The following is a 24,668-nucleotide window of genomic DNA, read 5'->3' as shown; positions in this document are numbered from 1 at the left end:
TACAAAAACAGTGTACAATTTCCGATAACAAACCCACGAAGCATTGATGTATCTTGTAAATGGCAAAGCATCCCCTGCAAGAAACAGGAGAAAAAACAAAACAAACAACATGATATTTGCTATCATATCAACTGTTCATCTTCCTGTTGTGTAATCGGTTTTTCTTAAATTTTTTCAGAAATCGTTTAAATGGATACCATACAATTGCAAATACTGCTATAAAAAAAGATAGTAAAATGCCAAAAACAACTGAAAGTACACCGCCATCCATTCCCGGACCAATATAATTCAACATATTTTTAAGCTTTAATTTTCACTGTAATCAAATTTTTCATCTCCTGTTTTTAATAAATAACGCCCCCACGATAGAATGCTGAGATGCTTTGCATCTATCGGGCATTTATATTCCCATAACACAGCATCTGCCGATAGCCGAAAGGCTCTCCCAAAGTTAGATTCCTCTACAAACGCAGTTCCATCTTTCAATATTTTTACCCTACCCTCTGTTATTGTGCCAATTTTTTTCTGTTGAAAAACCTTTGCAAATGGTTTTGTTACAGAATCATTTGCAAAATTGTATAAATACACCTGATTTGTATTTTGATATAACTTATCACCACCTAAAGCAAATGTTCGTACAACGTTGTTACCAAAAATGCTGATATGTGTACTATCCACAAAATCAGGACAATGTTGGTTGAGCCAGGGGCCTGTTTTTAGCCAAATAATTTTATTTGTAGAAGGCCGATATAAGAAAACAGTGCTTTTATGTCGTAAACTCACCAATAAATCTCCTTTTTGCCAATACCTGCTGCTATATAAAGCCGGCCTTACTTCATTTAAATGCAGGGGGTCTTCGTCAATTAATCCGGTGCCTAACAAAAGGCCTTTGTAACCATTGTCAACCAGAATTTGTGCAACAGATTGAATAGAAATGATTTTACCCTGTGGTGAAATGCATGCAATGGCATCATTTCTGTTTTTCCCAACTAAATCTTCCTGAATAAATGAGGTATCTAAAACAGTGGGCGACCAGAAATTACCATTTGTATCTATTTCGGTAGAATGATGAAATACACCATCAATTAGCCAAACAATGTTGCTGTTGCTATCTAATTTAAATAGGGGGCCGTCATTTATTTTTACTACTATAGCACCATCTGAAAGCAGTAATGGATGCAAGGCACGAGCCTCATTAGTATGTAAAACACTATTATGAAAAAAAGGATTGTTGGTATGTGTAAGATTACGAATTTTATCCAATGGCGGTATCCATACTTTTAAAATCTGTCCATTTTGTAAGGATACTAATTTCACTGTTGTTTGATGATAGGTAAGGTCATACACGGTTGTTAAAACAGCGCCGGTATCTTTTTTAGATGTATTAAAATAAGTTAACCCATTGATTGCTGTATTTTTATTGGGAATAATTTGCTGATTGAATCCCAATACCTCTCCCAGCGCATCACGCACCATTTTTGGGTATGCTGCTACAGCAACTGCCCATTCGCCTGCTTTCCCTAATTTTTTACCTCCTAAAAGCTGGTGCCTTACCGCAGCCCCAAATAACAACATAATCATTATGCCTGCAAATACTATTAATAACAACCAGCGAATCGAAATTTTTTTGCCCACACGAATCAATAAAATGATTAAATAAATTTATTTGTTTTCAGATAGTACAATATTTCAGCAGTAGCCGTTTCAACAGATACCTGTTCGGTATCTATTCTTATTTCAGGAGCTATGGGTATTTCATAAGGTGCATCAATCCCTGTAAAATTTTTTATTTGGCCGGCCAATGCTTTTTTATAAAGCCCCTTTGGGTCTCTTTCTATACAAGCTTTTATAGAGGCACTTACATGCACCTCAACAAAATTTTGTCTGCCAATAATATGTTTGGCAACATCTCTTTCTATTATTGTTGGTGAAATAAAAGCAACAATTACAATTAACCCTGCAGCAGTCATTAATTTACTTACCTCGGCAACCCTTCTTATGTTTTCATCACGATCCTGCTGTGTAAAACCCAAATCGCTACATAAACCCTGGCGGATAATATCTCCATCTAATAAAATGACAGGCGCATTGGCTTCCTTTAATTCATTGAATAATTGGTTTCCTAAGGTTGTTTTACCTGCACCACTTAATCCGGTTAACCAAACTACGAAAGGCTTTGCTATGCTAACCACCCGATGAATTGATGAGCTTTCAGTGTATAAAAAAGATTGTTTTTGGTGTGAAGTAAAACTTTGCTGCATGCACACTTAGTTTATTGAAACGACCGGTTAATGTAGGCTAACTGCCTATAAGTTTTAATCAGACTTTTATTTTTTTATTAGGTTTAATTCAATTTCAATATTGTAACCCTATTTTTGCTGTTTACCATGGCACATAAAAAATTAATTCGGTTCGAGGCAATTAAATCTTTTCCCAATGTTTTTGAATTGCCCCAAAACATGGAGGAACAGTGGACGGTTTTCTTCAAAAATCAACACCCATTGGTTTTGGAATTAGCCTGTGGTAAAGGAGAATATACAATAGGTTTAGCAAGGCTGTATCCACAAAAAAATTATATTGGTGTTGATATAAAGGGCAATCGCATTTGGCGGGGTGCTTTAACAGCCATAGAAGAAAACTTACCCAATGTTGCTTTTTTAAGAACGCCAATTGAGGGTATACACCAATATTTTACCCCCCATACAGTTGAAGCCATTTGGATAACATTTCCCGACCCGCAACTGCGCTTATCAAAAGCCAAAAAAAGATTAACCCATCCACGATTTTTACGGTTATACCAACAAGTATTACAACCCAATGGCATTGTACATTTAAAAACAGACAGTCCGGATCTGTATTATTTCACCAAAGCTGTTATCAACTTATTTGACTTGGAATTGTTACAAGATTATGATAACCTGTATGCAGAACAACAATTATTACCGGAACATACCATTCAAACCCATTATGAATTGTTAGATATTGCCAAAAGTAACCGCATTCATTATTTGGCTTTCCGGTTAAACAAGCCATTGGATGTAGAAAAAGATGCAATACTAAAAAAATTAATTCTTGAACATGTCGCTAATTGAAGGAACTGATTTTTATTATGATGTGCAAGGTTATATGGTATTGACAGAAAAATACCATTTAGAAAAAGGTTATTGCTGTGGGTATGGCTGCAGACATTGCCCTTACCAGTATGAAAATGTTCCCGAACCCAAACGATCGGCTTTAACTGAACAGGCAGTTGCATCTATAAAAAATGCATCACCCGAACCTTAAACAAAAAAGGCATTGGCTAAATTACAAAAATCAATTCCCATTAAAACTATTTTACCCAGCGGTAAAAAAGACCACTCTTTTTTTGAGCAGGTATATGCAGTAGTGGCATTAATACCCAAAGGGCAGGTAACCAGTTATGGTGCCATTGCTAATTTTTTAGGCACCAAAATGAGTGCAAGAATGGTAGGATGGGCACTAAACAATGCACATCATTTACCAAATGTGCCTGCACACAGGGTAGTAAACCGCAATGGCGCTTTAAGCGGGAAAGCCCATTTTGAAACACCTACACAAATGCAAATCTTATTAGAACGGGAGGGCATTGCCGTAAAGAATGATACCATTGTTGATTTTAAAACCCATTTCTGGGATCCCTCCATTGCTTTGGATATTATTGATAATAAGGACTGATAAACAGATACACAACAGGGCCCGTAACAGCAACATACAACCAAAGCGGCCAGGTATAACGTGCCAGTTTTTTATGCAAGAGAAACTCTGCTGTTAAAGCCCGGTAAGCGGTAAATAAAATGAAGGGCAATATAATGGCAGCCAGAAAAATATGGGTAAATAAAATAAAAAGATATATAACCTTAATAGAACCGGTGCCTTCAAATTTTGTTTCGCCGGCCAACAGATGATGCGCAATATAACTAACCAAAAACAACACAGAGAGTATAAGTGCTGTGATCATTAATTTCTTGTGTAATAAATAATGTTTTGTTTTTACTGCTACCAATGCTGCAATAAGCAATATTGCAATAATGGTATTGACTATGGCATTAAAAGCAGCAAATAAGTGAACATTAAAACCAAGGTTAACCGTTAATTTAAAATTACTCAGCAATACTACTGCAGCAAATACTACAAAGGAAAATACACCAATCAGCAGTTTTGCCTGTTTATCATTTTTTTTGATAATTGCACTTAACATTTTTAAATTGAATTTTCAGATATAAACGAAAAAATCAGGTGTTTTGTTTGGGAATACCGGGTTTTTTGGTTAAAGCATATACAAAGATGATGATCATCAACACTATAATTACCCAAAGCCATTTTAATGCAATAATAGAAGCAAACACCTCACTTTTTTGCGATTTGTCTTTTTCTAACATTAATAACCCAATATCTTTAGCCAGTTTACCCAATGCCACCGTATCTCTTCCATCATATAAACCACGAACAATATAATTTTTATCTAATAAAATAAAAGAGGGTGTATGTAAAAAAGCAGTATCTACATTATGCCCGTCAATTAATCCTATCTTTAATTCATCGAAAGCAAAATCATAAATTTTCTTTTTCGGACCGGTTAGCATCCACCAGTTATCCGGATTTACGCCATATTGATTGGCATAGGCTTTTAATGCCTGTACACTATCTCTTTCCGGATCTACTGAAAAAGAAATAAACTGTACAATCGAAGAGTCTACCACCTTTCTGCCTTCTTCATAATTAGAAAATGACTGTTGTAATTTGCGCATGTTACGGGTTAATACCGGACAGGGATATGGACATCTGGTAAAAAAGAAATCCAATACCGTTATTTTACCGGGTTTATCGTACAAACTCACGGTATCGCCCAACTGATTGACTAATGTAATATTGGCCGTGTGATGCCAAAAACTGTCAGTAACCTCTTTCCCATTCACAATTCGGGTAGCAACACTGTCTAACAATAATTTTCCGGGCATTACTACTGACTTATCGCTGAAAGATTTCAACATTAAATAGCTAACCAACGGAATGAGTATAGCTATTAGCAGTGCCAAAACGGCTTTTTTATTCATGGTGCAAAGGTAATGTTGTATAAATGAAACAACCATTGCTGGTAGACAATGGTTGCTAAAATAGATGTTAAAAAAATATTACAATCTTATTTATTCTATCGCTTCAATTTACTCTACCGCTTTTTTCAATTCAATGGTTCCTTTTTCGTGTTCACCATGTACTTTTTGTTGTACCGGAATATTGCTCTCCTGATCGTAAGGTGCATATTTATTGCGTAATTCTCTGAAAGAGTTACCATCGGCCAAAAAAGCAATGATAAACCAAATGAACAAGCCCAAAGGCAATACAATGGTCATGATTAAATTTCTTATTTCATGTTTTAAGTGCATGAAATAAGCTACAATGTAAAAAGCTTTTGCCAGCATCAAAATCAAAATTATTCCTTTGATCAAGTGCCGTGAGAAACTTTGCTCAGACATATTTACCATTGAATAACCCAATGCTAATTCAATAATGGTAAGCACACTCAAAATAATAGTTACCCTGTACACTTCTTTGCGGGCTGCTACTGCATGAGCATCATCTAATATTCTTAAATCTTCCATATAATTATTTTTTGATAATGAATTCAATTGATTATACCAGATAAAAACAGGTAAATACAAATACCCAAACCAAATCTACAAAGTGCCAGTATAAACCAGCTTTTTCAATCATTAAATAATGGCCTTTCTTTTCAAATGTATTATTTAATGCCATAATAAGCATAATCACATTAATCACAACACCGCTAAATACATGGAATCCATGGAACCCGGTAATGGTAAAAAAGAAATTGGTGAAGTTGGTAGTTGATTGGGTTCCATCTGCATTTAAGAATGGATTACGACCCCACCAGGCACCTTCGTGAAATAAGTGTGTCCACTCCCATGCCTGACAACTTAAAAATGCCAAACCGCCAATAATGGTAAATATTAAATTAATGACAACACCTTTTTTATTCATGTTTTGTCCTGCCTGTACCGCCAATACCATGGTAACGGAACTTAGAATCAAAATAAATGTCATTAAACTAACAAACAGCAATGGGTAACCACTACCTAAGCCGGGAAAAGAATTAAACACATGATTGGGGTCAGGCCATCCCTGGGTTGCAAAACGGGTGGTTCCATAAGAAATGAGTAAGGCACCAAACGTAAATGTGTCACTCATTAAAAAATACCACATCATAATTTTACCATACTCTACGTTGAAGGGGCTTTTACCGCCGCTCCACCACTTGGTTGTTGCAGTTGCTGTTGTTGTTGACATGTTGGTTTCTTAAATTACGTTCGCAAATTTATTGGCTAATGTTTAAAAATCGTGCACAAATTGCATATTTTTTAAACCACTTATCTGGCTACATACAGAAATATATACAAATAAATCCAAAGTATATCTACAAAATGCCAGTAAGTGCTTACTATTTCAATGGGTACCGGGCTATAAGATTTTACTTTTGTTCTGAATGCCCTGAAGAAGGTGATGAGTAATGCAACCACCCCACCCAACACATGCAGCACATGTAATCCAATAATTACTACCAGAAAGGAAGCTGCTGCATTACTCCCCGGACCTATTAATAAAACCCCATGATTGGCCATTGCCTTAAAACCTATATACTGCAAATAAGCAAATACCAGCCCCAATATAACCGTAATGGTTATTAAGTTTTTGTATTGCAGCATTTGCCTGGCTTTAAAGGCCTTTAAAGCCAGATACATGGTAATACTACTACTAACGATCACCATTGTAGAATAGAGGAAAACAGGCGACAGTTGCACATCTTCCCAATTGGCCTGATTTCTTTTTACGATATATGCACTGGTTAATCCGGCAAACATCATACAAATGCTGCCAATGCCCATCCACATTAAAAATTTATGGGGATGTATTTTTTTACTACGGTTAGAAGTTTCTGTTACTGCCATCATCACATATTCAATTTAGGTATACAATAAAAAATTTTATGCGCCGGGTATTTTATCGGCTAATAATGCAAATAATACAATCGGTAAATAAATATAACTACTAAACATTACTCTACGTGCTGCTTTTACAGTCATTTCTCTGTACAACCGAACCGACTGAAACACCATGAACAGGTTGCAGGCTAATAAAATCCACATACTCACCTGGCCCGACATATTTAAATATGCCGGCAATAAACCCACCGGAATCATGAGCACACTGTACATGATAGTTTGAAGCGCTGTATATTTTGTAGGTCCTTTTTCATTGGGCAACAGTTTAAACCCGGCTTTTGAATAATCGTTATGTGCTACCCAGGCAATGGCCCAAAAATGCGGGAACTGCCACAAAAACTGAATGGCAAATAAAACCCATCCTCCGGCGGTAAAAGCATCCTGGCCGGCTACCCATCCAATTAAACAGGGCAATGCACCCGGAAAACCGCCAATTAAAACTGCAATGGAATTCACTTTTTTTAATGGCGTATAAATAAAGGCATATAAAAACAAGCTGAAAGCAGATAACAATGCAGATGACAAATTAAAAAAATACCACATCATAGCCACTCCAATTACCCCACTGATGAAAGCGAAGATATAAGCTTCTTCTGCACGCATTCTACCACTGGCAACCGGTCTTTTTAAAGTACGCTTCATTAAGGCATCGGTATCTTTTTCAACAGCCTGATTAATAGCATTTGCACTTCCTGTAATTAATAGCCCGGCAACAAACAATAAAACAATCATACCCCAATTGTATGCTACTACTTTTGGCGCCATCAGGTAACAAATAACGCAGGAGAACACTACCGTAAAGCTGAGGGTAAATTTCATTAACTGAAAATAATCCTTCACTTTAGCCACTAGTGCAAAAGAAACCGAAGTAGAAGTATCAATGGTTTTTGTCATGTTCATTTTAGTAAAAACCAATGCCCTGACATCTCAGGGCATTGCACATATTTTAGGTGAAGCCGAGATAATTACTTCACTACATTATTAAAATTAGTGTTGCGTTTCATCCGCACCAACAGGCTCTGTTTGCGGAATATATTCTCTTCCATCTTTATTATAATCATAAGCCCAACGGTGTACTTCCGGAATTTCTCCTTCCCAGTTACCGTGTCCGGGATTAATTGGAGTTGTCCATTCCAATGTATTGGCACCCCATGGATTTTTAGTGGTTACTTTTCTTCCTTTGAAAATAGAATAGAAGAAATTAAAGATGAATAAAAGTTGTGTAGCAAAAGTGATGATTACAACTGTGCTGATAAACCTGTTTAATTCTGCAAATTGTTTGAAACTTTCCCAGCTGCTGTAATCATAATAACGACGAGGCATACCGGCTAAACCTTCATAATGCATGGGCCAGAAAATCAGATAAGCACCGGCCAATGTAATCCAGAAATGGATATATGCCAATGTATTGTTCATGTAACGACCATACATTTTAGGGAACCAGTGGTAAATACCTGCAAACATACCAAACATAGAAGCCACGCCCATTACTAAGTGAAAGTGTGCAATTACAAAATAAGTATCGTGTAAGTGAATATCTAATGCAGAATCGCCAAGCCAAATACCGGTTAATCCGCCTGAAATAAACAAACTAACAAAACCTATGGTAAACAACATACCAGGCGTAAAGCGAATATTACCACGCCACAAAGTAGTTAACCAGTTAAATACTTTAATAGCAGAAGGTACCGCAATCAATAAAGTTAAGAGTACGAAAACAGAGCCCACAAAAGGATTTAATCCGGATACGAACATGTGGTGCGCCCATACTAAAAATGAAAGTATACATATGGCAAACAAAGAACCAATCATTGCCATGTAGCCAAAAATGGGTTTCCTTGCGTTTACCGACATAATTTCAGAAGCCATACCCATTGCAGGTAATAATACAATATATACTTCAGGATGGCCCAGGAACCAGAATAAATGCTGGTATAAAATGGCGGTACCCCCCTCATTGGGCAAAGCACCTACCCCATTAATAAATATATCGGATAAATAAAAGCTGGTACCAAAGTTTCTGTCGAAAATCAATAATATGAAGCCGGAAAATAAAACGGGAAAAGAAAGCACGCCAATAACAGCAGTAAAAAATAATGCCCAGATAGTTAAGGGCAACCTAGTCATGCTCATACCTTTGGTTCTCATGTTTAAGATCGTAGCTATATAATTTAGCCCACCGAGAAGTGAGGATACCACAAATAAAATAATTGAAATTAGCCACAGATCCATACCAGATTTAGAACCGGGTGATGCATCGCGCAAAGCACTCAATGGCGCATAGGCCACCCAACCGCCACTAAACGGCCCCGTTTCAACAAACAATGAAGATAACATCACCAACCCTGCACTAAAAAAGAACCAATAAGACAACATATTCATAAAGGGCGAAGCCATATCCCGGGCACCAATTTGCAGTGGTATTAAAAAGTTGGCAAAAGTACCGCTAAGACCGGCAGTTAATACAAAGAAAACCATCACGGTTCCATGTATGGTAACCAAAGCATAGTAAGCCTGTGGGGTAATACGACCATCTTCTACCCAAAATTTTCCCAAAACATCCTGCAACCAGTAAAAATGTGAATCAGGATAACCCAATTGCAATCGGAATAATACGCTCATTAATCCACCCAGGAATGCCCAAATAATACCTGTAATCAGGAACTGTTTAGAAATCATTTTATGGTCGGTACTAAAAATGTACTTTGTAATAAACGACTGATGGTGTTCATGATGTTCATGATGCTCGGATGCTAATTCGGTGCTAAGTCCGGCGCCGGCTCCCAGTGCAATTTCGTTACTCATAACTTTACAGTTTTAAAAGTTCTTCTTTAACAACAATTCAAACAATTCGGTTCTATAAACATTAATTTTTAGCCACTGCTTTAATCATTAGTTGCCCGGCAGCCATGGTAGGCTTAGCAGTGCTGTCGGTTTTTTTATTATCCGGATCTTTGTCTGGGAAAGCAAGGTAATAATACGGTTTTTGTTTCGCCATCCAAACATCAAAATCTTCCTGACTTACCACTTTAATAATTCCTTTCATGGAATAATGGCCGTTACCACACAACTGATCACAGGCAATTTCGTAATCAAAATTAGGATTATCAGTTATTTTACGCATTTCTTCCGTAGTATATTTAGGTGTTAACCACATGGTAGTGGGTATACCGGGAACTGCATCCATTTTTAAACGGAACTGAGGTAATCCTACATCATGAATCACATCTCTTGAGCCAATAATAAACTTAACCGGTTTACCTTTCACCAGATATAACGTTTGTTCCATCACAACATCATCATGGGTAGCCGGGTCATCTTTCAAATGCAAGGTGCTGTCATTTTTCCAAACTAACCCTAATGAATTGGTAGCAGGATCTATTTCTTTGTAATATTTTTTACCTAAAATGCCATCTTCGCCCGGATAGCGAAAAATCCAGCCAAATTGTTTGCCGGTAATTTCAACTACCATTGCATTTTTAGGGGCATCACCTGTAAAATAAAACCAATCTCTTAAGCCTATAATTACCAATATGGTTAAAACAATGGCAGGTACCACTGTCCATAACAACTCTAATTTATTATTATGCGGAAAAAAGAAAGGTTTATTGTTTTCTTTTTCCTGGTAACGGAATGAGAACCAGAATAATAAAATTTGAGTAATTAAGAAAACCACACCTGTTATAATTAAAGTAATCCATAAAATGGAGTCTACTTTTTCGCCCTGCACACTGGCAGAGGGATGCTCTAATAATGTTTTTTTGAACAACAATTCATTACACCAGTATAAACCTATTAACCCCAATACTAAAAACCCCACCATCAAAAAACCATTGATTTTATTGGCTTGTTGGCGTGTTTCTTTTTCGCCTTTTAAAATGCCCACATACTCACTGGCTTTGGCAATTTGAAAAATTACCAGGAACACCAACACAATTACTGCTATCGTTAAAAAGATTGTCATAACACTACAATTAAAATTTCAATTCAGTTTCAATATTATTAATGTCTTTCTACGTATGATGTACAATACTTTCTTTTAGGAAGGGATTGTATTTTGCAATCAATGGTTTTGAAGCCAGTGCTTTCCCAACAAAATGAATCATTAAGCCAATAAACAAAGCCAGGATACCAAAATCGAACCAGCCTAAAGAAACATGGTCTTTGCTAATGCCGGGCATTACAATTTGGTAAAAATCTATCCAGTGTCCAAAAAGAATCAATACCGCCATAAAAGTCATTAAAGTATAGTTTCTTTTTGCAGAACGCTTCATCAAAATTAAGAGCGGACAAATGAAATTGATAATAATGTTTAAGAAAAAGATGCCTTTATAGGGACCTTGTACTCTTCCCTTAAAGTAAACGGTTTCTTCCGGTTGGTTAGAGTACCAAATCAGCATGTATTGTGAGAACCATAAATAAGTCCAAAAAATAGAAAATGCAAAAATAAATTTACCCAAATCGTGCAAGTGCTCCTGATTGGTATATTCCAAATAGCCCTTGTTTTTTAAATAGATTACCCACAATGTAATTAATGCTACACCCGATACAAAAGTGCTTGCAAAAACGTACCAGCTATACATGGTACTGTACCAATGTGCATCAATACTCATTAACCACAACCAGGGTAAAGTAGAACCTACCGTTAATGCAAACCATACAATAAATAATCCGGCAGTTACCGTATTTTTCCAAACATAAGTGTTGCCGGTATTATAATCCATGGGTTCAATATCAGCCTCGCTGCTAATTTTACGCATTCTCCAACCCAATAAGCTCCATAAACCAACAGTGAGTATAGACCAGATTACGAAGAATTTTACATTTAAAAAACCTGATTTTCCTTTTAATATTTCATCAGCAGCTACTTGTTTGGCATCTAACCAATGATAAATTTCGTGGTTGCCGGTAAATACAATATAAAACAATACCACTAAAGTAATAATACCAAATACAGGTACAAGGGTTGAAATAGCTTCAGCCACTCTTCTAAAAGTCATTTGCCAACCGCCCATGGCCAAAGTAGTAGCACAAATAAAAAACATAGCGGCATTACATACCATGGTCCAGAAAATGGTATTGTACATAATGGTACCCATGAATATGGCTTTTTCTTCATTGGTTCCGGTGCCTTTTGTAAACAATCCGATAATAAAAGCCAGCAGGCCTATTCCTATTAAGGCATAGGACCATGTTTTCATTTTTGAAGGAACCTCGAATTGCTCTTTAAAATCTAAAGTTTGTTCTGCCATTGTAAAACACATTTATTATTTTGATGGATGCAGTACCAATTTAATTATTTACTTGCCGTAGCAGTATTTGCTTTGCCTTCGGCCTGCTTCATTTTAATGTAACGAATAATTTGCCAACGTTGTTGCCTGCTTAACTGAGAAGCATAGCTACCCATTAAGTTCTTACCATATTCAACGGAATAAAACATTTGCCCTTCTGGCATAGCTTCATATTTAGCATCGCCTACCAATTGAGCCGGCTTAGCAGGATATGGGCCTTCACCACCTTTATAGAGTGGGCCATTTCCATCTAATTTTGGTCCGTGACAAATGGCGCAATTCACCAAGAAAAGTCTTTCTGTTTCTACATACTGTGCCGGTGTTAAAGAATCAATGGGGCTTTTAATCAGTTTGGAAGCAGCATAGTTGGTGGTATCGCCCGGCACATCTTTGGCCAAAGGGAAAGGCATATCTTCGCCGCGGGCAATGGTTCCAACTACGGGCTTTTCATTGTAAAAAACCCCTTCTTTGGTTAAATTACTATGATCAGTATATGTTTGATAAGCCCGGCTGTAAAACATATCGGGCATATAAATGCGGCTGGGTTTGCGCTTAATATCACTGCAACTGAATAAAACAGCGGTTGCAGAGAATAAAACGATTAAAATAGATAGTTTTTTCATTGTAAATCAATTCAAATTAAGTTAAGCAGCAATAATTTCTTTTTCTAATGTTTTTTCGTCGTCTTTATCATAACGACCCCACCACCAGCCTTCTTCAGCCACCTGTACATCTGTTTCAACAGCGCCATTATTAGTTAAGAATCCTCTTAAATCATCTATATTGGTTTTATCTGTGCACTCAATTACCATCACAAATAAGTCGTCGGTTGCCCGGGGATGGAAATGGTGCTTTTTTACAAATGGAGCCAACTGGCATAAATAACAGAAAGTATATACCATGCCTACTGCAGCAAATAATACCGTTAACTCAAAAGTAATGGGTATCCATGCCGGTAACGCAAAATGGGGCTTTCCGCCAATATTCAATGGCCAGTCGTATGTTAATATCCAACTAATACCACCCAAAGCTGTGGCAGTTCCGGTAATTCCGTAAATAAAACCGGCAGTATGCAAACTGGTTTCTCTTAAACCCAAGGCATGGTCTAAGCCATGTACCGGAAAAGGGGTGTACACATCTCTGATTTTATAACCGGCTGTACGTACTTTTTTTACAGCAGGGAATAACACTTCCTCATTATCAAAACAGCCTACAACAAATTTCTTTTTTGCCATATGTTTAATTTAGGTCTTCAATAATTGTATTCACACAATTGCTATCTGCTAATTCCGGAATTAGAATTAATGTGCATATTCATGTGCAAATTCTTCCACCGGTTCTTTTTCAATAGCACCCATTGTGTTTTTGTAGCTTTCTCCGCTGGTCTTCAATACATATTTAATTTCATGTACCGCAATAACCGGTGCATACTTGCTAAATAAGAAGAAGCAGGTAAAGAACAAGCCAAATGTTCCCAGATAGAAACCAATTTCCCAAATAGTTGGGCTGTAATAAACAGACCAGGAAGAAGGCAAATAGTCTCTATAAATAGAAGTAACAATAATTACAAAACGCTCAAACCACATACCCACGTTCACCAGAACAGAAATGAAGAAGGTGATAAAGAGGTTTCTTCTTGCTTTACGCAACCAAAATATTTGTGGCACCATAACGTTACAGGTCATCATACCCCAGTAACTCCAACCATAAGGACTAAACAAATTAGCCCTGCTATACCAGAAGGTATAACCTTCATATTTACTTTGGCTGTACCAGCCCATGAACAATTCTGTTAAATAGGCCACCCCTACAATAGAGCCGGTTAATACAATAATTTTATTCATGGCCTCAATGTGGCCAATGGTAATATAATCTTCTAAATGATATACTTTTCTTACCACCAGCAGCAGCGATTGTGTCATGGCAAAACCCGAGAATACAGCACCGGCCACAAAATAGGGCGGGAAGATGGTGGTATGCCAGCCTGGAATAACAGAGGTGGCAAAGTCCATAGATACAATGGTGTGTACTGAAAGTACCAGCGGTGTAGCCAAGCCGGCCAATACCAATGATAAAGATTCGATTCTTTGCCAGTGTTTGGTAGAACCTGTCCAGCCAAAGGCAGCAACGCCATATAAATATTTACGCAATTTTGTTTTAGCCCTGTCGCGTACGGTTGCCATATCAGGTATTAAACCACTGTACCAGAATAAAACAGATACGGTGAAATAAGTAGAAATCGCAAATACGTCCCACAACAAAGGAGAGTTGAAGTTTACCCAAACCGGACCTCTTGTATTGGGATAAGGCATAATGAAGAACGCCAACCATACACGACCCATGTGGAAGATGGGGAACTGTCCGGCACACATTACCGCAAAGATGGTCATTGCTTCCGCAGCACGGTTTACACCCGTACGCCAGCCCTGACGAAACAGTAATAGGATGGCAGAAATCAATGTACCGGCATGACCAATACCTACCCACCATACGAAGTTGGTAATATCCCAACCCCAACCTACGGTTTTATTCAGGTTCCATTGGCCAATACCATATGTAACATCCCGGTATACGCTATATACCCCAAACAGCAGTAATGCCACGGCAGTATAAAATCCAACATACCAAAGCTTACCCGGCTTTGCCTCAATGGGGCGAATAATTTCTTCCGTAACATCATGGTAGGTTTTCCTGCCATATACCAACGGCTCTCTTAATTGTGATTCGTACTTTAAATGCATTTCTTCTTACTGTTTAGTGTTCCGGAAATTAATTTCTGAGAACTGTGTTTACATTTTCAAAGTATACTTTATTTCAATTTGCTGAAACAATCCATCTTATCCTTCTGCTTTTTCAGTGGCCTCTTCTTCAACATTGCGCACTTTCGCCAAATAATTTACGTTCGGTAATACGTGCAATTGCTCTAATGATTTGAAGAGTCGTAACTTATTCTCCTGACGGGTAATGGTAATGGCACTGTGTGAATCGTTTATATTACCAAATACAATAGCATCAGTAGGGCAAGCCTGTTGACAAGCAGTTTTTACATCCCATTTATTGTCTTCCCCGGTAATTAAAGGCCTGCTTTCTTTCTTGGCTTTTAATTTTCCTTCCTGCAACCTTTGTACGCAGAAAGTACATTTTTCCATTACACCACGGGCACGAACGGTTACATCCGGATTCAATACCATACGAGACAAACCGTCATTCATCATCAATACCACATCATTCACAATGCCCTTCTGATTGTCGGGGAAACTGTCTGAACCGGTGTAATCGGCCCAGTTAAAACGGCGCACTTTATAAGGACAGTTATTGGCGCAATACCTGGTTCCAATACATCTGTTATAAGCCATTTGGTTCAATCCTTCACTGCTATGGTTGGTAGCACCTACCGGGCACACATTTTCGCAAGGCGCATTATCGCACTGTTGGCACATTAAAGGTTGGAATACCACTTTCGGATTATCGGGATTGCCACTGTAATAACGGTCAATTCTTAACCAGTGCATATCATGAAAACGCAATACCTCCGGCTTGCCTACCACCGGTACATTGTTTTCTGCATGGCAGGCAATTACACAGGCGCCACAACCGGTACAAGAATTTAAATCCACACTCATGCCCCAGTGAATACCAGGCTTATCGAAATAAGGATAAATGGTTCCTTCTTTTTCGTAATCTTTTAATCCGCCAAATGGAGCTAATTCTTTTTCGCGGTCATTAATAATTTCTTCCGGATCTTTTTTAAATGCACTTAAAGTTAATTCTTTCATCACTTCGGTACGTTTTCCCTGTGGGGTATCGTACACATTGTGCGTTTGCATTAAAGCTACTGGATAAGTATTACCGGTTTTTTCAACCGTAGCATCTATCACAGCATAACTTAAAGTAGTGCCGCTCATGTTGGTAAATGGAAATACATTTTGTCCGATTCCTTCAGCAGCTTTACCAATTTCTTTGGTACGGCCGTAACCTACAGCAATACCAATGGTATCAGGATGCACTCCCGGTATAATTAAAACGGGTAATGTTACGCTTTTTCCGTTAGCCGTTACTTTTACCACCGGTTTTTCAGGGGTTACTTCATAATTATCGGCTTCACGGGCAATATTCAAATCAATATTTAACAATGTTCTGGCCATGGCCGGAGACATCATTACATAATTATCCCAGGTAGCACGGGTAATTGGATCGGGCATTTCCTGTAACCAGGGGTTAGAGGCGGTTTGTCCGGCACCTATGCTCACTTTTTGGTACAATACTACTTCTACTTTTCCACCTTTTTTGTTCGCAGCAATGGCTGCCAATGCACCACTTACGGCACCACTGTTAAATGCGGCACCCAACATAACGGGTTCTGTAACCGGATTCAGTACACCATCCTGCAAGGCCTTATTCCACCCATTTTCACCACCGGCTTTAGCACTCCAGTAAGTTTTCAAAAAGCCTAAATAATCGGTAGTTGCGCCACTCCATTTTAACAGGCTATCCTGCCATTGGCGGGTTTTGAATAATGGATAAATAGTAGGTTGTAATAAAGAATAATAACCTGTTTTGGGTTCCGCATCGCCCCAACTTTCCAAGAAGTGGTGATTGGGAATTACATATTTACACAATTGAGTAGTTTCATCATTTTTAGGACTGAATGAAACGGCAAATTTTACTTTCTTCATACCGGCCACAAAGCGGCTGCTATCGAACCAGGTATACGCAGGGTTGGGGCCAATAATCAATAACGCACCTACACTTCCGGCATTCATATCTTCTACCAAACGGGCAAAATCGGTATCAACACCCTGATAGGTATTATAGGTACTGGACCAATCGATGGTTTTACCTCCCGATTGTAATGCCTCATTAATGGCGTTTACTACTATTTGTACGTTTACATCGTTACTGCCGCTTACCACAAGGGCATTGCCTTTATTGGCTATCAGCGCTGCTGCTGCGTTTTTAATTCCTTCTTTTAAAGCAGTGTCACTCAAATTTACTGCCTGACCATTGATGGCATTGAGTAAAGCTACCGCAACGGCACCTGTTTCAGATGGACGATGCAGGTAACGCTCATCGGCATTAGAACCGGTTAAACTAGCCACACTTTCAAAATGAAAATGTTTGCTCATGGCCGGTGCCTTTTCATTGATTTTTTTATTTTTTGAGTATTGTTTTGCAAATTCAATGGAGCTTAACCAGGTACCCAAAAAATCTGCACCCAGACTTACAATTACTTTGGCATTATCGAAACGATAAGAAGGAATGGCTTTTTTGCCATAAGTAGCTTCATTGGCCAGTAACATACCACTGTATGAAATAGCATCGTAAGTTACCTGACGAGAACCCGGATGCCTGGCAATGAATTGGTTAATCACTTCTTTTGAAGAAGGAGACACCACCGAACTGGTTAAAATAACCACGGGTGCACCACCCAACGAACCCATTGCATTGGCAATAGCACCATCTATATTTTCGAAAGTTGTTTCTTTACCATCAATGGTTGGGAAACGTAAACGGGCAGTATCATACAAATCCAGTACAGATGATTGTACCCTGGCAGAAGTTCCGCCTTTGGTAATGGGGCTTAATTCATTCCCCTCCAACTTAATAGGACGACCATCTCTAACTTTTGCCACCACACTTACCGCTTCCCCATCCTGTAAATAGGTAGTAGCATAATAGTTGGCTACTCCGGGTATTACATCTTCCGGTTTATTGGCAAAAGGAATAATTTTTTTAACGGGCACCTCACAACTGGCAGCTACCATGGCAGCGGCCGTACTAAAACCCAAATATTTTAAGAAATCTCTACGGGGAGTGGTAGCATCAAACAAACCTTTATCATCTTCCCACACGGGTAAATCTTCCCGGAACTCGTCTTTTGCTGATTGCTGATAACCTTCAGAATTATTCAACTCTCCAAAACTTTGCCAGTGTTTTTTTTGCTCCATAATTTGTTTTGTTAGGTGTAAAATTGCCTAAAACAGGCACTCTACATTTTTTCGTTGATGCGGTTTAACTATATCAAACTTTCGTATCAATACAGCCAACAATACTTTTGAAACTTTATTTTAATAGTGACATTTTTGACATTCGGTACCACCAATCATTTCTACAGTTACGCCCTTGGTACTATCTAATTTACCATCTTTTAAATCCTGATGGTATTTTTCATAAATGCTGTAAAATCCATTGTCTTTAAACTGAACCTGTGTGGTGCGGTGACAGTTAATACACCAGCCCATGCTCAATTCAGAAACCTGTTTTACTTCATCCATTTTATTGATTTCACCATGACAAATTTGACATTGTACTTTACCTACACGGGTATGTTGTGAGTGATTGAAATAAACGTGTGCAGGCAACATGTGTATTTTGGTCCATTCAATGGGTTTTGCTTTGCTGGCATCCCAAGGCTGGCCGGGTGTAAAGTTGGCGTATTCGTATAATTTTTTAATTTCTTCCGTACCGTTTACTTCATCGCCATCGGCAGTATATAATTTTTCGCCTTTGTATTCATTAATGGCCATGTGGCAGTTCATACAAACATTTACAGAAGGCACATTAGAATATTTACTGTCTAATGCTCCACTATGGCAATACAAACAGTTAATTTGGTTAATGCCTGCATGCACTTTGTGTGAATAGAAAATAGGTTGCTTGGGTTCATAATTAATGTTACGGCCTAACCCAATAGCCCCTTTGGTAGTTAAATATCCACCTACCAAAAAGAGCAGGATAGTTACAAAAGCAATATAAGTTCTGTTTTTCCAGAAAGGCACTGGCTCTGGCGATTCAATACCTTCTTTATTGTCGGTTAATTTTTTGAGGTTGCTGTTTACCTGCATTAAGGTAAAGGCAATAACAGCCAATATCAGGGTTAAAATACCAAATAATAAGGTATTATCGCTATCGGCAGCAGGCTGTGTGGCAGTGCCACCAGCGGCTTGTGGAGTAGCCGGTTTATAATCGGATATATATTTTAAGATAGCACCAATTTCAGCATCGGTTAATTGCGGAAACAGGTTCATAGCTGTTTTGTTGTATTCATTATACAACTTATTGGCATAAGGATCGCCTGTTTTTAAGAATGCCTGATTATTCCGAATCCAAGAATATAGATTTTTCTTGTTGGGCCACCTGTCTTCTACACCCATCAATGCAGGGCCTACTAACTTTTTATCAATGGCATGGCAGGATGCACAATTTTGACTGAATAATGATTTGCCATCCTGGGCTTTTAAATTACCGACGAATGCAAACGAAAAAACAACAAAAATTCCTGCGACAACAGTTCGGATTATCATGCGATGAGGTATCATATTCACAATCTGGTTGGTCTAATGTGGAAAAATATCCTTGAACGAGTGCAAAAATATGACACGGGGCTGACAAAAACTCAATGTTTAAAAAAAAATTTTAGTCAGTAATGGCGCGGGTTTCAAAGAATTGTTCCATTTTTATTTCTTTTTAATACAAGCTTTAATCAACAAATTTGTTTACCAAATATGGTAGGCTGCATTTGAAAAATTAATCAGATTTTTGCCATCCGGTACCCAATTTCATACTATTTGTTTTACACATAACCGATACGTTTTAAATATAAATACTCCGAATGAACCCATCTTACCCTCAACAACGCCTGGCTATTTTTGCTTCCGGTACTGGTTCTAATACGGTTAATTTAATACACTATTTTCAGCAGCATCCTTTTATTACCATACAATTAATTGTTACCAATAATTCCAATGCCGGTGTTATTCAAATTGCCCACCAACACCAAATTCCTGTTTTAATCATTGAAAAAGAAAAATTCCAAAAAACAGACGGCTATGTTCCTGAAATGCAGATCTACGGTATAAACTGGATTATTTTGGCCGGTTTTTTATGGAAAGTGCCCCCTACTCTAATTGAAGCTTTCCCCCATCATATCATCAACATTCACCCTGCCTTATTACCCAAATATGGCGGTAAAGGCATGTATGGCATTAAAGTACACCAGGCTATTGCCAATGCTGGCGAATCGGTAACAGGTATCACAATTCATTTTGTGAATGAAAATTATGATGATGGTCCTCCTATTTTTCAAGCTACCTGTGCGGTTGTGCCAACTGATACGCCCGAACAAATTGCGCAAAAAGTGCATGTTTTAGAATATGCCCATTTTCCAAAAGTGATTGAAGACACTATTATGCAAAATTTGAAGTTGAAATTATCAACTAAAGCAGAAAATTGAACGTCGGGCCCGAACTGTTGCTGAAGCTTCCATCTCGAAGCTTCGGGATTACATTGTCCATCCCTGCTTTTGCAAATATTTTTGTTGCAGGTAGCCTTAGTTAATCTGATTTTGATATTTTTTGAAATAAAGTTTTGAATTTTTCCCATTTTTCAAAATCTCTATCAATCTCAATTTTTTTTGGCTTCTTAAAAACATTAGAAATTGTACCAATAAGAGCACCGGAAGGCGCACCGATTAAAGTTGAAACTAAACCTACCGTTGTACCTTTATCAAAAAGGTTAATTTTTTTATCATAGGGAAGGGTCAGGGTAAATAAACCCAAAGATGCAAGCCCTAAGAGACTACCAACCCCAATATTATGTCCAAAAGAATGCTTTGTTTTAATGAAACCGATTTGAGCGTAATGGATTATTTTATTCTTTTTTTTAAACTCAATTGTCGAGTCAGTAATTTGATAATCTCTACCACGCATTATTTTCTTTCCCTCTAAGATATAAACGCGAATGAATTCTTTTTTTTGAGAATGAACATTTATTGTAAGAAATATCAAAATAGAAAATACTAAAGTTTTCATATGAATTGAATTAATAACAACATTTATTGAAGGCTACTTGCAACTGTTTTATATCCTTCACTTCCAATATCTTTTTTTCATTTCCGGTTAAAGCCACCTGAATCATTGCCTCCCCCATTTCTTTTAATGAACAAATACTATTGGGTATCAGCACTTTAAATAGCGGTATTAGCCAACCAAAATAATGGTACAGCTTTAACGTGTTTTTTAAACCGGGCGTTGGAATAATTATAGCCGGGCGAAACAAAAACACGGCTTTAAAAGGTAGTTGCATCAACGTGTTTTCTGTTTTCCCTTTTACTCTGGCCCACATCAGTCTGCCTTTTTCTGAAGAATCTGTACCTGCACCGGAAACATAACAGAAAGTCATTGCGGGATTTTGGCTACTGAGTAACCGCGCAAAACCAATGGTTAAATCATACGTCAATCGGCTGAATTCGGCTTCTTTCATTCCTACCGATGAAACACCCAAACAGAAAAAACAAGCATCATAGCCACTTACTGCGGGCATTAATGGACTTACATCCATAAAATTTTCATGCAATATTTCAGTTAACTTAGGATGCTTTATTCCGGTTGTGCGCCGGTTAATAATGAGCACTTTGGCAACTTGTTCAGATTGTAAACATTCGTGTAAAACCCCTTCGCCCACCATGCCTGTTGCACCGGTAATGATAACGTTAATGGAATTTTCCATGTAAAAAACTTAAAGCAAAGTAAACTTTAATGAAGAATAACCGATTTGCCGCTAATAAATATACAACATTTAACATGCGTTTCCAAATTTTTTTTTTAAAATTCAATCATAAAAAAATCAACCGGAACTAAAATACAGGGAGGAAATTACCCCAATTTTACAGACGTCATGGTTAATGAGCCGCCAATAGCCAGATCATTGAATAGCATGGCTTCATCTTTTTTATTGCGCAAACCCATGGTATACATCAGCGGAATATAATGTTCGGGTGTAGGTATGGCTAATTGTGCAGCTGTTCCCAATTGTTCATAACGAATTAATGCGGGTGCATTGTTTTGTACAATCAGTGTTTTAAAAGTTTCATTTATTTCTGTTGCCCAGTCATAGGCAAAACCAGGCTCATTCAACTTTTGCCAGTTTACCATACGCAGGTTATGTACCATATTGCCACTGCCTATCATTAATACACCTCTTTTGCGTAATGCTTGTAATTCTTTCGCTAATTCAAAATGATATCGGGCATCTTTAGTGTAATCAATACTTAACTGTAGCACGGGAATATTGGCCTGCGGATACATGTGCCGCACCACCGTCCATGCACCATGATCTAAACCCCATTCATGGTCTAAACCAATTTCGGTACTTTTTACAAGATGTTTTGTAACTTCTGCCAACTGTGGTTGACCGGGTGCTGGATATTGCACCTGATACAATGCTTCAGGAAAACCGCCAAAGTCGTGTATAGTAGGCGGTAAATCCATTGCCGTAATTTGTGTGCCTCTGGTTTGCCAATGCGCCGATATAACGATAACTGCTTTAGGTATGGGAATGTTTTTAGCTATGGCTGCCCATTGGTTACTAAAAACATTATTTTCAATGCCATTCATGGGTGAACCATGCCCAATAAATAAAACAGGCATTAAGGTTTCCTGCTCAGGAAAAGTTTGCATCATTTGCTGTATATTAGTAAATTTTGCCATAATTTAAATTGATTACACAAAGTTACGCTTAGCTTAGTGCCTGTAAAATGATGTTAGATAAGAAAAACAATTGATTATTATCAATTCACTTACCTTTTATAAAATTTAAGCGGATTGTCATTTGTAATTCCTTAATCAAAACAGGCACTGTTACTAAAATATTTTCTGCACTCTTATTACCGGATAAGGTGTCATACCTTTAGCATCGAACCATAAAATTTTATTCATTACGGCATCATTGCCGCCATCAACAGCTACAAATACTTTTTCAAATAAACGAATGTATTGTTTGGCTAAACCGGTTAATTGTGACGTGGGTTTATTGCGTTCATCTAACGGTATATTATTGGGAATATAGGCATATTGATATATATGTTTCTCGATTATAAAACAATCAAATATGGGCAAGGCCGTGGCATCTATTACATTCATGGGCGGTAAACCCAATATTTGCTCTATGGTACGCAACATAGAGGCTTGATTGTATTGAGTATGAATGATTTTTCCAATAAATAATTATGAATTAAAAATAATTATTTTTTTATAGCTATCTAATTATAAATGTTTTATGTTGAATAAGCATGGCCAAATAGTACACTGTTTTTTGTAGCAACAAAAATGTTTAAAAATAGCGTTTAGAAACCAATAAAACGGTATTTATGGCCGGCAATAATTTTGTGTATCAATTTACCTTGGTAACGACTAAAAAAAACCTATGCAACTTAAAAAAGAGAAACGGCTGCCCGTATAGGGGGGCTCTAACGGGTTTTGTTGTTTGCTCAACTTTTCTAACCGTATTTGCTCGTTAATTAATCCGCTTGCTTTTGACTTGGTAACTGTTTTTATAACAGACAACTTTTTATAATAAAATATTACTTCGTATCTTAGGTTTTTAGAGATGACCTTAATTTTATTCTGATTCTCTTGTATCATTTTAATGACAATTTGATGAACCATCTTTTCCCTGTATTTCTTAAATTAGAAGAACTTCATACACTGATTGTTGGAGGTGGCAATGTGGGACTTGAAAAAATTACAGCGGTGCTGTCTAATTCACCAAACGCAAGAGTAACATTAATTGCTCCTGAAATCAGGAATGAAATTAAACAGTTAACTGAAAATAACTCATTAGTAAGCCTTATATATCGAAAATTTATGGTTAAAGATTTGAAGGATAAGGATATTGTGATTATTGCTACCGAAAATCAATCTGAAAATAAACGTATATGCGATTTAGCGAAGCGGAAAAGGTTATTGTGCAACGTAGCAGATACCCCTGATATTTGTGATTTCTATCTCTCATCAGTGGTGCAAAAACAAAACCTTAAAATAGCTATCTCTACAAACGGTGTTTCACCAACAATGGCAAAGCGAATCAAAGAAATATTACACAATAGCCTTCCTGATGATATTGAAACAACATTGAATAATCTGCAACAGATTAGAAAATATTTAACCGGTGATTTTTCTGAAAAAGTTGCACAATTGAATAAGTTAACAGAAACTTTGATAAAACAAAATAAAAAAGTAAAATAGAACATGAAGCCAGTTATCACAATTGAATATTGCCCTAAGTGTGGCTGGTTGCTACGGGCTGCTTATATGGCACAAGAAATATTAATCAGTTTTTCAGAAGATATAAAAGCTGTTTCGTTGCAACCCAGTGAGCAGCCAGGTGCTTATTACATTTATATTAATGATGATATAGTATTTAACAGAAAAGAATATGGAGGATTTCCTGAAATAAAAATTATTAAAAGAATTATCAGGAATATTGTGAATCCGGAAAAAAATTTAGGACATATAGATATGAATTAATAATTAATATTTATAAATAACAAAATTTAGAC

Annotated in this window: 27 protein-coding genes; 6 read left to right on the top strand and 21 right to left on the bottom strand. The window is 37.4% G+C overall.

Features of this window, described 5'->3' with window-relative positions:
* Window positions 1-127: 127 nt before the first annotated feature.
* Genes JK139_RS06215 through cysC form a run of 3 tightly spaced genes read right to left on the bottom strand, consistent with a single transcriptional unit; the run spans window position 128 to window position 2,261 of the window.
* Window positions 128-295, bottom strand: coding sequence for a hypothetical protein (locus tag JK139_RS06215; protein WP_179853183.1), 168 nt, complete (start codon window positions 293-295; stop codon window positions 128-130).
* 11 nt (window positions 296-306) lie between these two features.
* A complete protein-coding gene (locus JK139_RS06210; RefSeq protein WP_074420337.1) occupies window positions 307-1,635 on the bottom strand; it encodes an arylsulfotransferase family protein in 1,329 nt (442 codons plus the stop codon).
* Window positions 1,636-1,652: 17 nt separating this feature from the next.
* Window positions 1,653-2,261: an adenylyl-sulfate kinase gene (gene cysC / locus JK139_RS06205; protein ID WP_218330826.1), complete on the bottom strand. Its 609-nt coding sequence runs from the start codon at window positions 2,259-2,261 to the stop codon at window positions 1,653-1,655.
* Window positions 2,262-2,387: 126 nt separating this feature from the next.
* Here cysC and trmB point away from each other — a divergent pair, with 126 nt between their 5' ends.
* From trmB to JK139_RS06190, 3 genes are read left to right on the top strand one after another with little or no spacing between them, the layout of a single operon-like run.
* On the top strand, window positions 2,388-3,092 hold the full coding sequence (gene trmB / locus JK139_RS06200; RefSeq protein WP_074418944.1) for a tRNA (guanosine(46)-N7)-methyltransferase TrmB: 705 nt from the start codon (window positions 2,388-2,390) through the stop codon (window positions 3,090-3,092).
* Window positions 3,079-3,285: a DUF5522 domain-containing protein gene (locus JK139_RS06195; RefSeq protein ID WP_074418945.1), complete on the top strand. Its 207-nt coding sequence runs from the start codon at window positions 3,079-3,081 to the stop codon at window positions 3,283-3,285. The genes trmB and JK139_RS06195 overlap by 14 nt, the downstream gene beginning before the upstream one ends.
* A 12-nt stretch (window positions 3,286-3,297) precedes the next feature.
* A complete protein-coding gene (locus tag JK139_RS06190) occupies window positions 3,298-3,696 on the top strand; it encodes an MGMT family protein (RefSeq protein ID WP_218330825.1) in 399 nt (132 codons plus the stop codon).
* On the opposite strand, the gene JK139_RS06185 is transcribed toward JK139_RS06190, so the two are convergent.
* The 14 genes from JK139_RS06185 to JK139_RS06120 all read right to left on the bottom strand — a co-directional run bounded on the left by JK139_RS06185 (window position 3,677) and on the right by JK139_RS06120 (window position 19,635).
* Complete coding sequence (locus tag JK139_RS06185; RefSeq protein WP_074418946.1) at window positions 3,677-4,219, bottom strand: DUF420 domain-containing protein; 543 nt, start codon at window positions 4,217-4,219, stop codon at window positions 3,677-3,679. The two genes, JK139_RS06190 and JK139_RS06185, sit on opposite strands and share 20 nt — an antisense overlap.
* A gap of 34 nt (window positions 4,220-4,253) precedes the next feature.
* Window positions 4,254-5,075 (bottom strand): SCO family protein, encoded by an 822-nt coding sequence (locus JK139_RS06180; protein ID WP_074418947.1) that lies wholly within the window; start codon window positions 5,073-5,075, stop codon window positions 4,254-4,256.
* Window positions 5,076-5,183: 108 nt separating this feature from the next.
* A complete protein-coding gene (locus JK139_RS06175) occupies window positions 5,184-5,621 on the bottom strand; it encodes a cytochrome C oxidase subunit IV family protein (protein ID WP_068245402.1) in 438 nt (145 codons plus the stop codon).
* A 31-nt stretch (window positions 5,622-5,652) separates the two neighbouring features.
* Window positions 5,653-6,327 carry a cytochrome c oxidase subunit 3 gene (locus JK139_RS06170; RefSeq protein ID WP_074418948.1) on the bottom strand — a complete coding sequence of 225 codons (675 nt, stop codon included), beginning with the start codon at window positions 6,325-6,327 and terminating at the stop codon, window positions 5,653-5,655.
* Window positions 6,328-6,407: 80 nt separating this feature from the next.
* Entirely contained in the window at window positions 6,408-6,989 is a 582-nt protein-coding gene (locus JK139_RS06165) for a cytochrome c oxidase subunit 3 (protein WP_075051635.1), read from the bottom strand.
* 33 nt (window positions 6,990-7,022) lie between these two features.
* Entirely contained in the window at window positions 7,023-7,934 is a 912-nt protein-coding gene (cyoE, locus tag JK139_RS06160) for a heme o synthase (protein ID WP_074418950.1), read from the bottom strand.
* Window positions 7,935-8,027: 93 nt separating this feature from the next.
* Window positions 8,028-9,845, bottom strand: a complete 1,818-nt coding sequence (locus tag JK139_RS06155; protein ID WP_074418951.1) for a cytochrome c oxidase subunit I — start codon at window positions 9,843-9,845, stop codon at window positions 8,028-8,030.
* Between the two features lie 61 nt (window positions 9,846-9,906).
* A complete protein-coding gene (locus JK139_RS06150) occupies window positions 9,907-11,004 on the bottom strand; it encodes a cytochrome c oxidase subunit II (protein ID WP_074418952.1) in 1,098 nt (365 codons plus the stop codon).
* Between the two features lie 49 nt (window positions 11,005-11,053).
* Window positions 11,054-12,292 (bottom strand): quinol:cytochrome C oxidoreductase, encoded by a 1,239-nt coding sequence (locus JK139_RS06145; protein WP_081298612.1) that lies wholly within the window; start codon window positions 12,290-12,292, stop codon window positions 11,054-11,056.
* A gap of 44 nt (window positions 12,293-12,336) precedes the next feature.
* The gene (locus tag JK139_RS06140) at window positions 12,337-12,954 is read right to left on the bottom strand and encodes a c-type cytochrome (RefSeq protein ID WP_074418953.1); all 618 of its coding nucleotides are present in this window, start codon (window positions 12,952-12,954) and stop codon (window positions 12,337-12,339) included.
* A 21-nt stretch (window positions 12,955-12,975) separates the two neighbouring features.
* Window positions 12,976-13,566 carry a DUF3341 domain-containing protein gene (locus JK139_RS06135; protein ID WP_074418954.1) on the bottom strand — a complete coding sequence of 197 codons (591 nt, stop codon included), beginning with the start codon at window positions 13,564-13,566 and terminating at the stop codon, window positions 12,976-12,978.
* Window positions 13,567-13,632: 66 nt separating this feature from the next.
* Entirely contained in the window at window positions 13,633-15,072 is a 1,440-nt protein-coding gene (gene nrfD, locus JK139_RS06130; protein WP_074418955.1) for an NrfD/PsrC family molybdoenzyme membrane anchor subunit, read from the bottom strand.
* A 96-nt stretch (window positions 15,073-15,168) separates the two neighbouring features.
* Window positions 15,169-18,279: a TAT-variant-translocated molybdopterin oxidoreductase gene (locus JK139_RS06125; RefSeq protein WP_081298613.1), complete on the bottom strand. Its 3,111-nt coding sequence runs from the start codon at window positions 18,277-18,279 to the stop codon at window positions 15,169-15,171.
* A gap of 120 nt (window positions 18,280-18,399) precedes the next feature.
* A complete protein-coding gene (locus tag JK139_RS06120) occupies window positions 18,400-19,635 on the bottom strand; it encodes a c-type cytochrome (RefSeq protein WP_228733143.1) in 1,236 nt (411 codons plus the stop codon).
* A 308-nt stretch (window positions 19,636-19,943) separates the two neighbouring features.
* Here JK139_RS06120 and purN point away from each other — a divergent pair, with 308 nt between their 5' ends.
* Window positions 19,944-20,564: a phosphoribosylglycinamide formyltransferase gene (gene purN, locus JK139_RS06115; protein ID WP_074418958.1), complete on the top strand. Its 621-nt coding sequence runs from the start codon at window positions 19,944-19,946 to the stop codon at window positions 20,562-20,564.
* A gap of 100 nt (window positions 20,565-20,664) precedes the next feature.
* On the opposite strand, the gene JK139_RS06110 is transcribed toward purN, so the two are convergent.
* From JK139_RS06110 to JK139_RS06095, 4 genes are all read right to left on the bottom strand, one after another.
* On the bottom strand, window positions 20,665-21,141 hold the full coding sequence (locus JK139_RS06110; protein WP_074418959.1) for a hypothetical protein: 477 nt from the start codon (window positions 21,139-21,141) through the stop codon (window positions 20,665-20,667).
* A 10-nt stretch (window positions 21,142-21,151) separates the two neighbouring features.
* Complete coding sequence (locus JK139_RS06105; protein ID WP_074418960.1) at window positions 21,152-21,838, bottom strand: NAD-dependent epimerase/dehydratase family protein; 687 nt, start codon at window positions 21,836-21,838, stop codon at window positions 21,152-21,154.
* A 146-nt stretch (window positions 21,839-21,984) separates the two neighbouring features.
* Window positions 21,985-22,818: a 4,5-DOPA-extradiol-dioxygenase gene (gene ygiD, locus JK139_RS06100; protein WP_074418961.1), complete on the bottom strand. Its 834-nt coding sequence runs from the start codon at window positions 22,816-22,818 to the stop codon at window positions 21,985-21,987.
* 153 nt (window positions 22,819-22,971) lie between these two features.
* Window positions 22,972-23,289, bottom strand: coding sequence for a hypothetical protein (locus tag JK139_RS06095; RefSeq protein WP_074418962.1), 318 nt, complete (start codon window positions 23,287-23,289; stop codon window positions 22,972-22,974).
* A 453-nt stretch (window positions 23,290-23,742) separates the two neighbouring features.
* Between JK139_RS06095 and JK139_RS06090 the strand changes: the two genes are divergently transcribed.
* A complete protein-coding gene (locus JK139_RS06090; RefSeq protein WP_228733142.1) occupies window positions 23,743-24,354 on the top strand; it encodes a precorrin-2 dehydrogenase/sirohydrochlorin ferrochelatase family protein in 612 nt (203 codons plus the stop codon).
* 3 nt (window positions 24,355-24,357) lie between these two features.
* The gene (locus JK139_RS06085) at window positions 24,358-24,636 is read left to right on the top strand and encodes a SelT/SelW/SelH family protein (protein WP_074418965.1); all 279 of its coding nucleotides are present in this window, start codon (window positions 24,358-24,360) and stop codon (window positions 24,634-24,636) included.
* Window positions 24,637-24,668 lie beyond the last annotated feature (32 nt).

It is taken from the genome of Hydrotalea lipotrueae (assembly GCF_019249625.1).
Taxonomy (GTDB): domain Bacteria; phylum Bacteroidota; class Bacteroidia; order Chitinophagales; family Chitinophagaceae; genus Hydrotalea; species Hydrotalea flava.
This window is presented reverse-complemented; position numbering and strand designations above follow the sequence as displayed.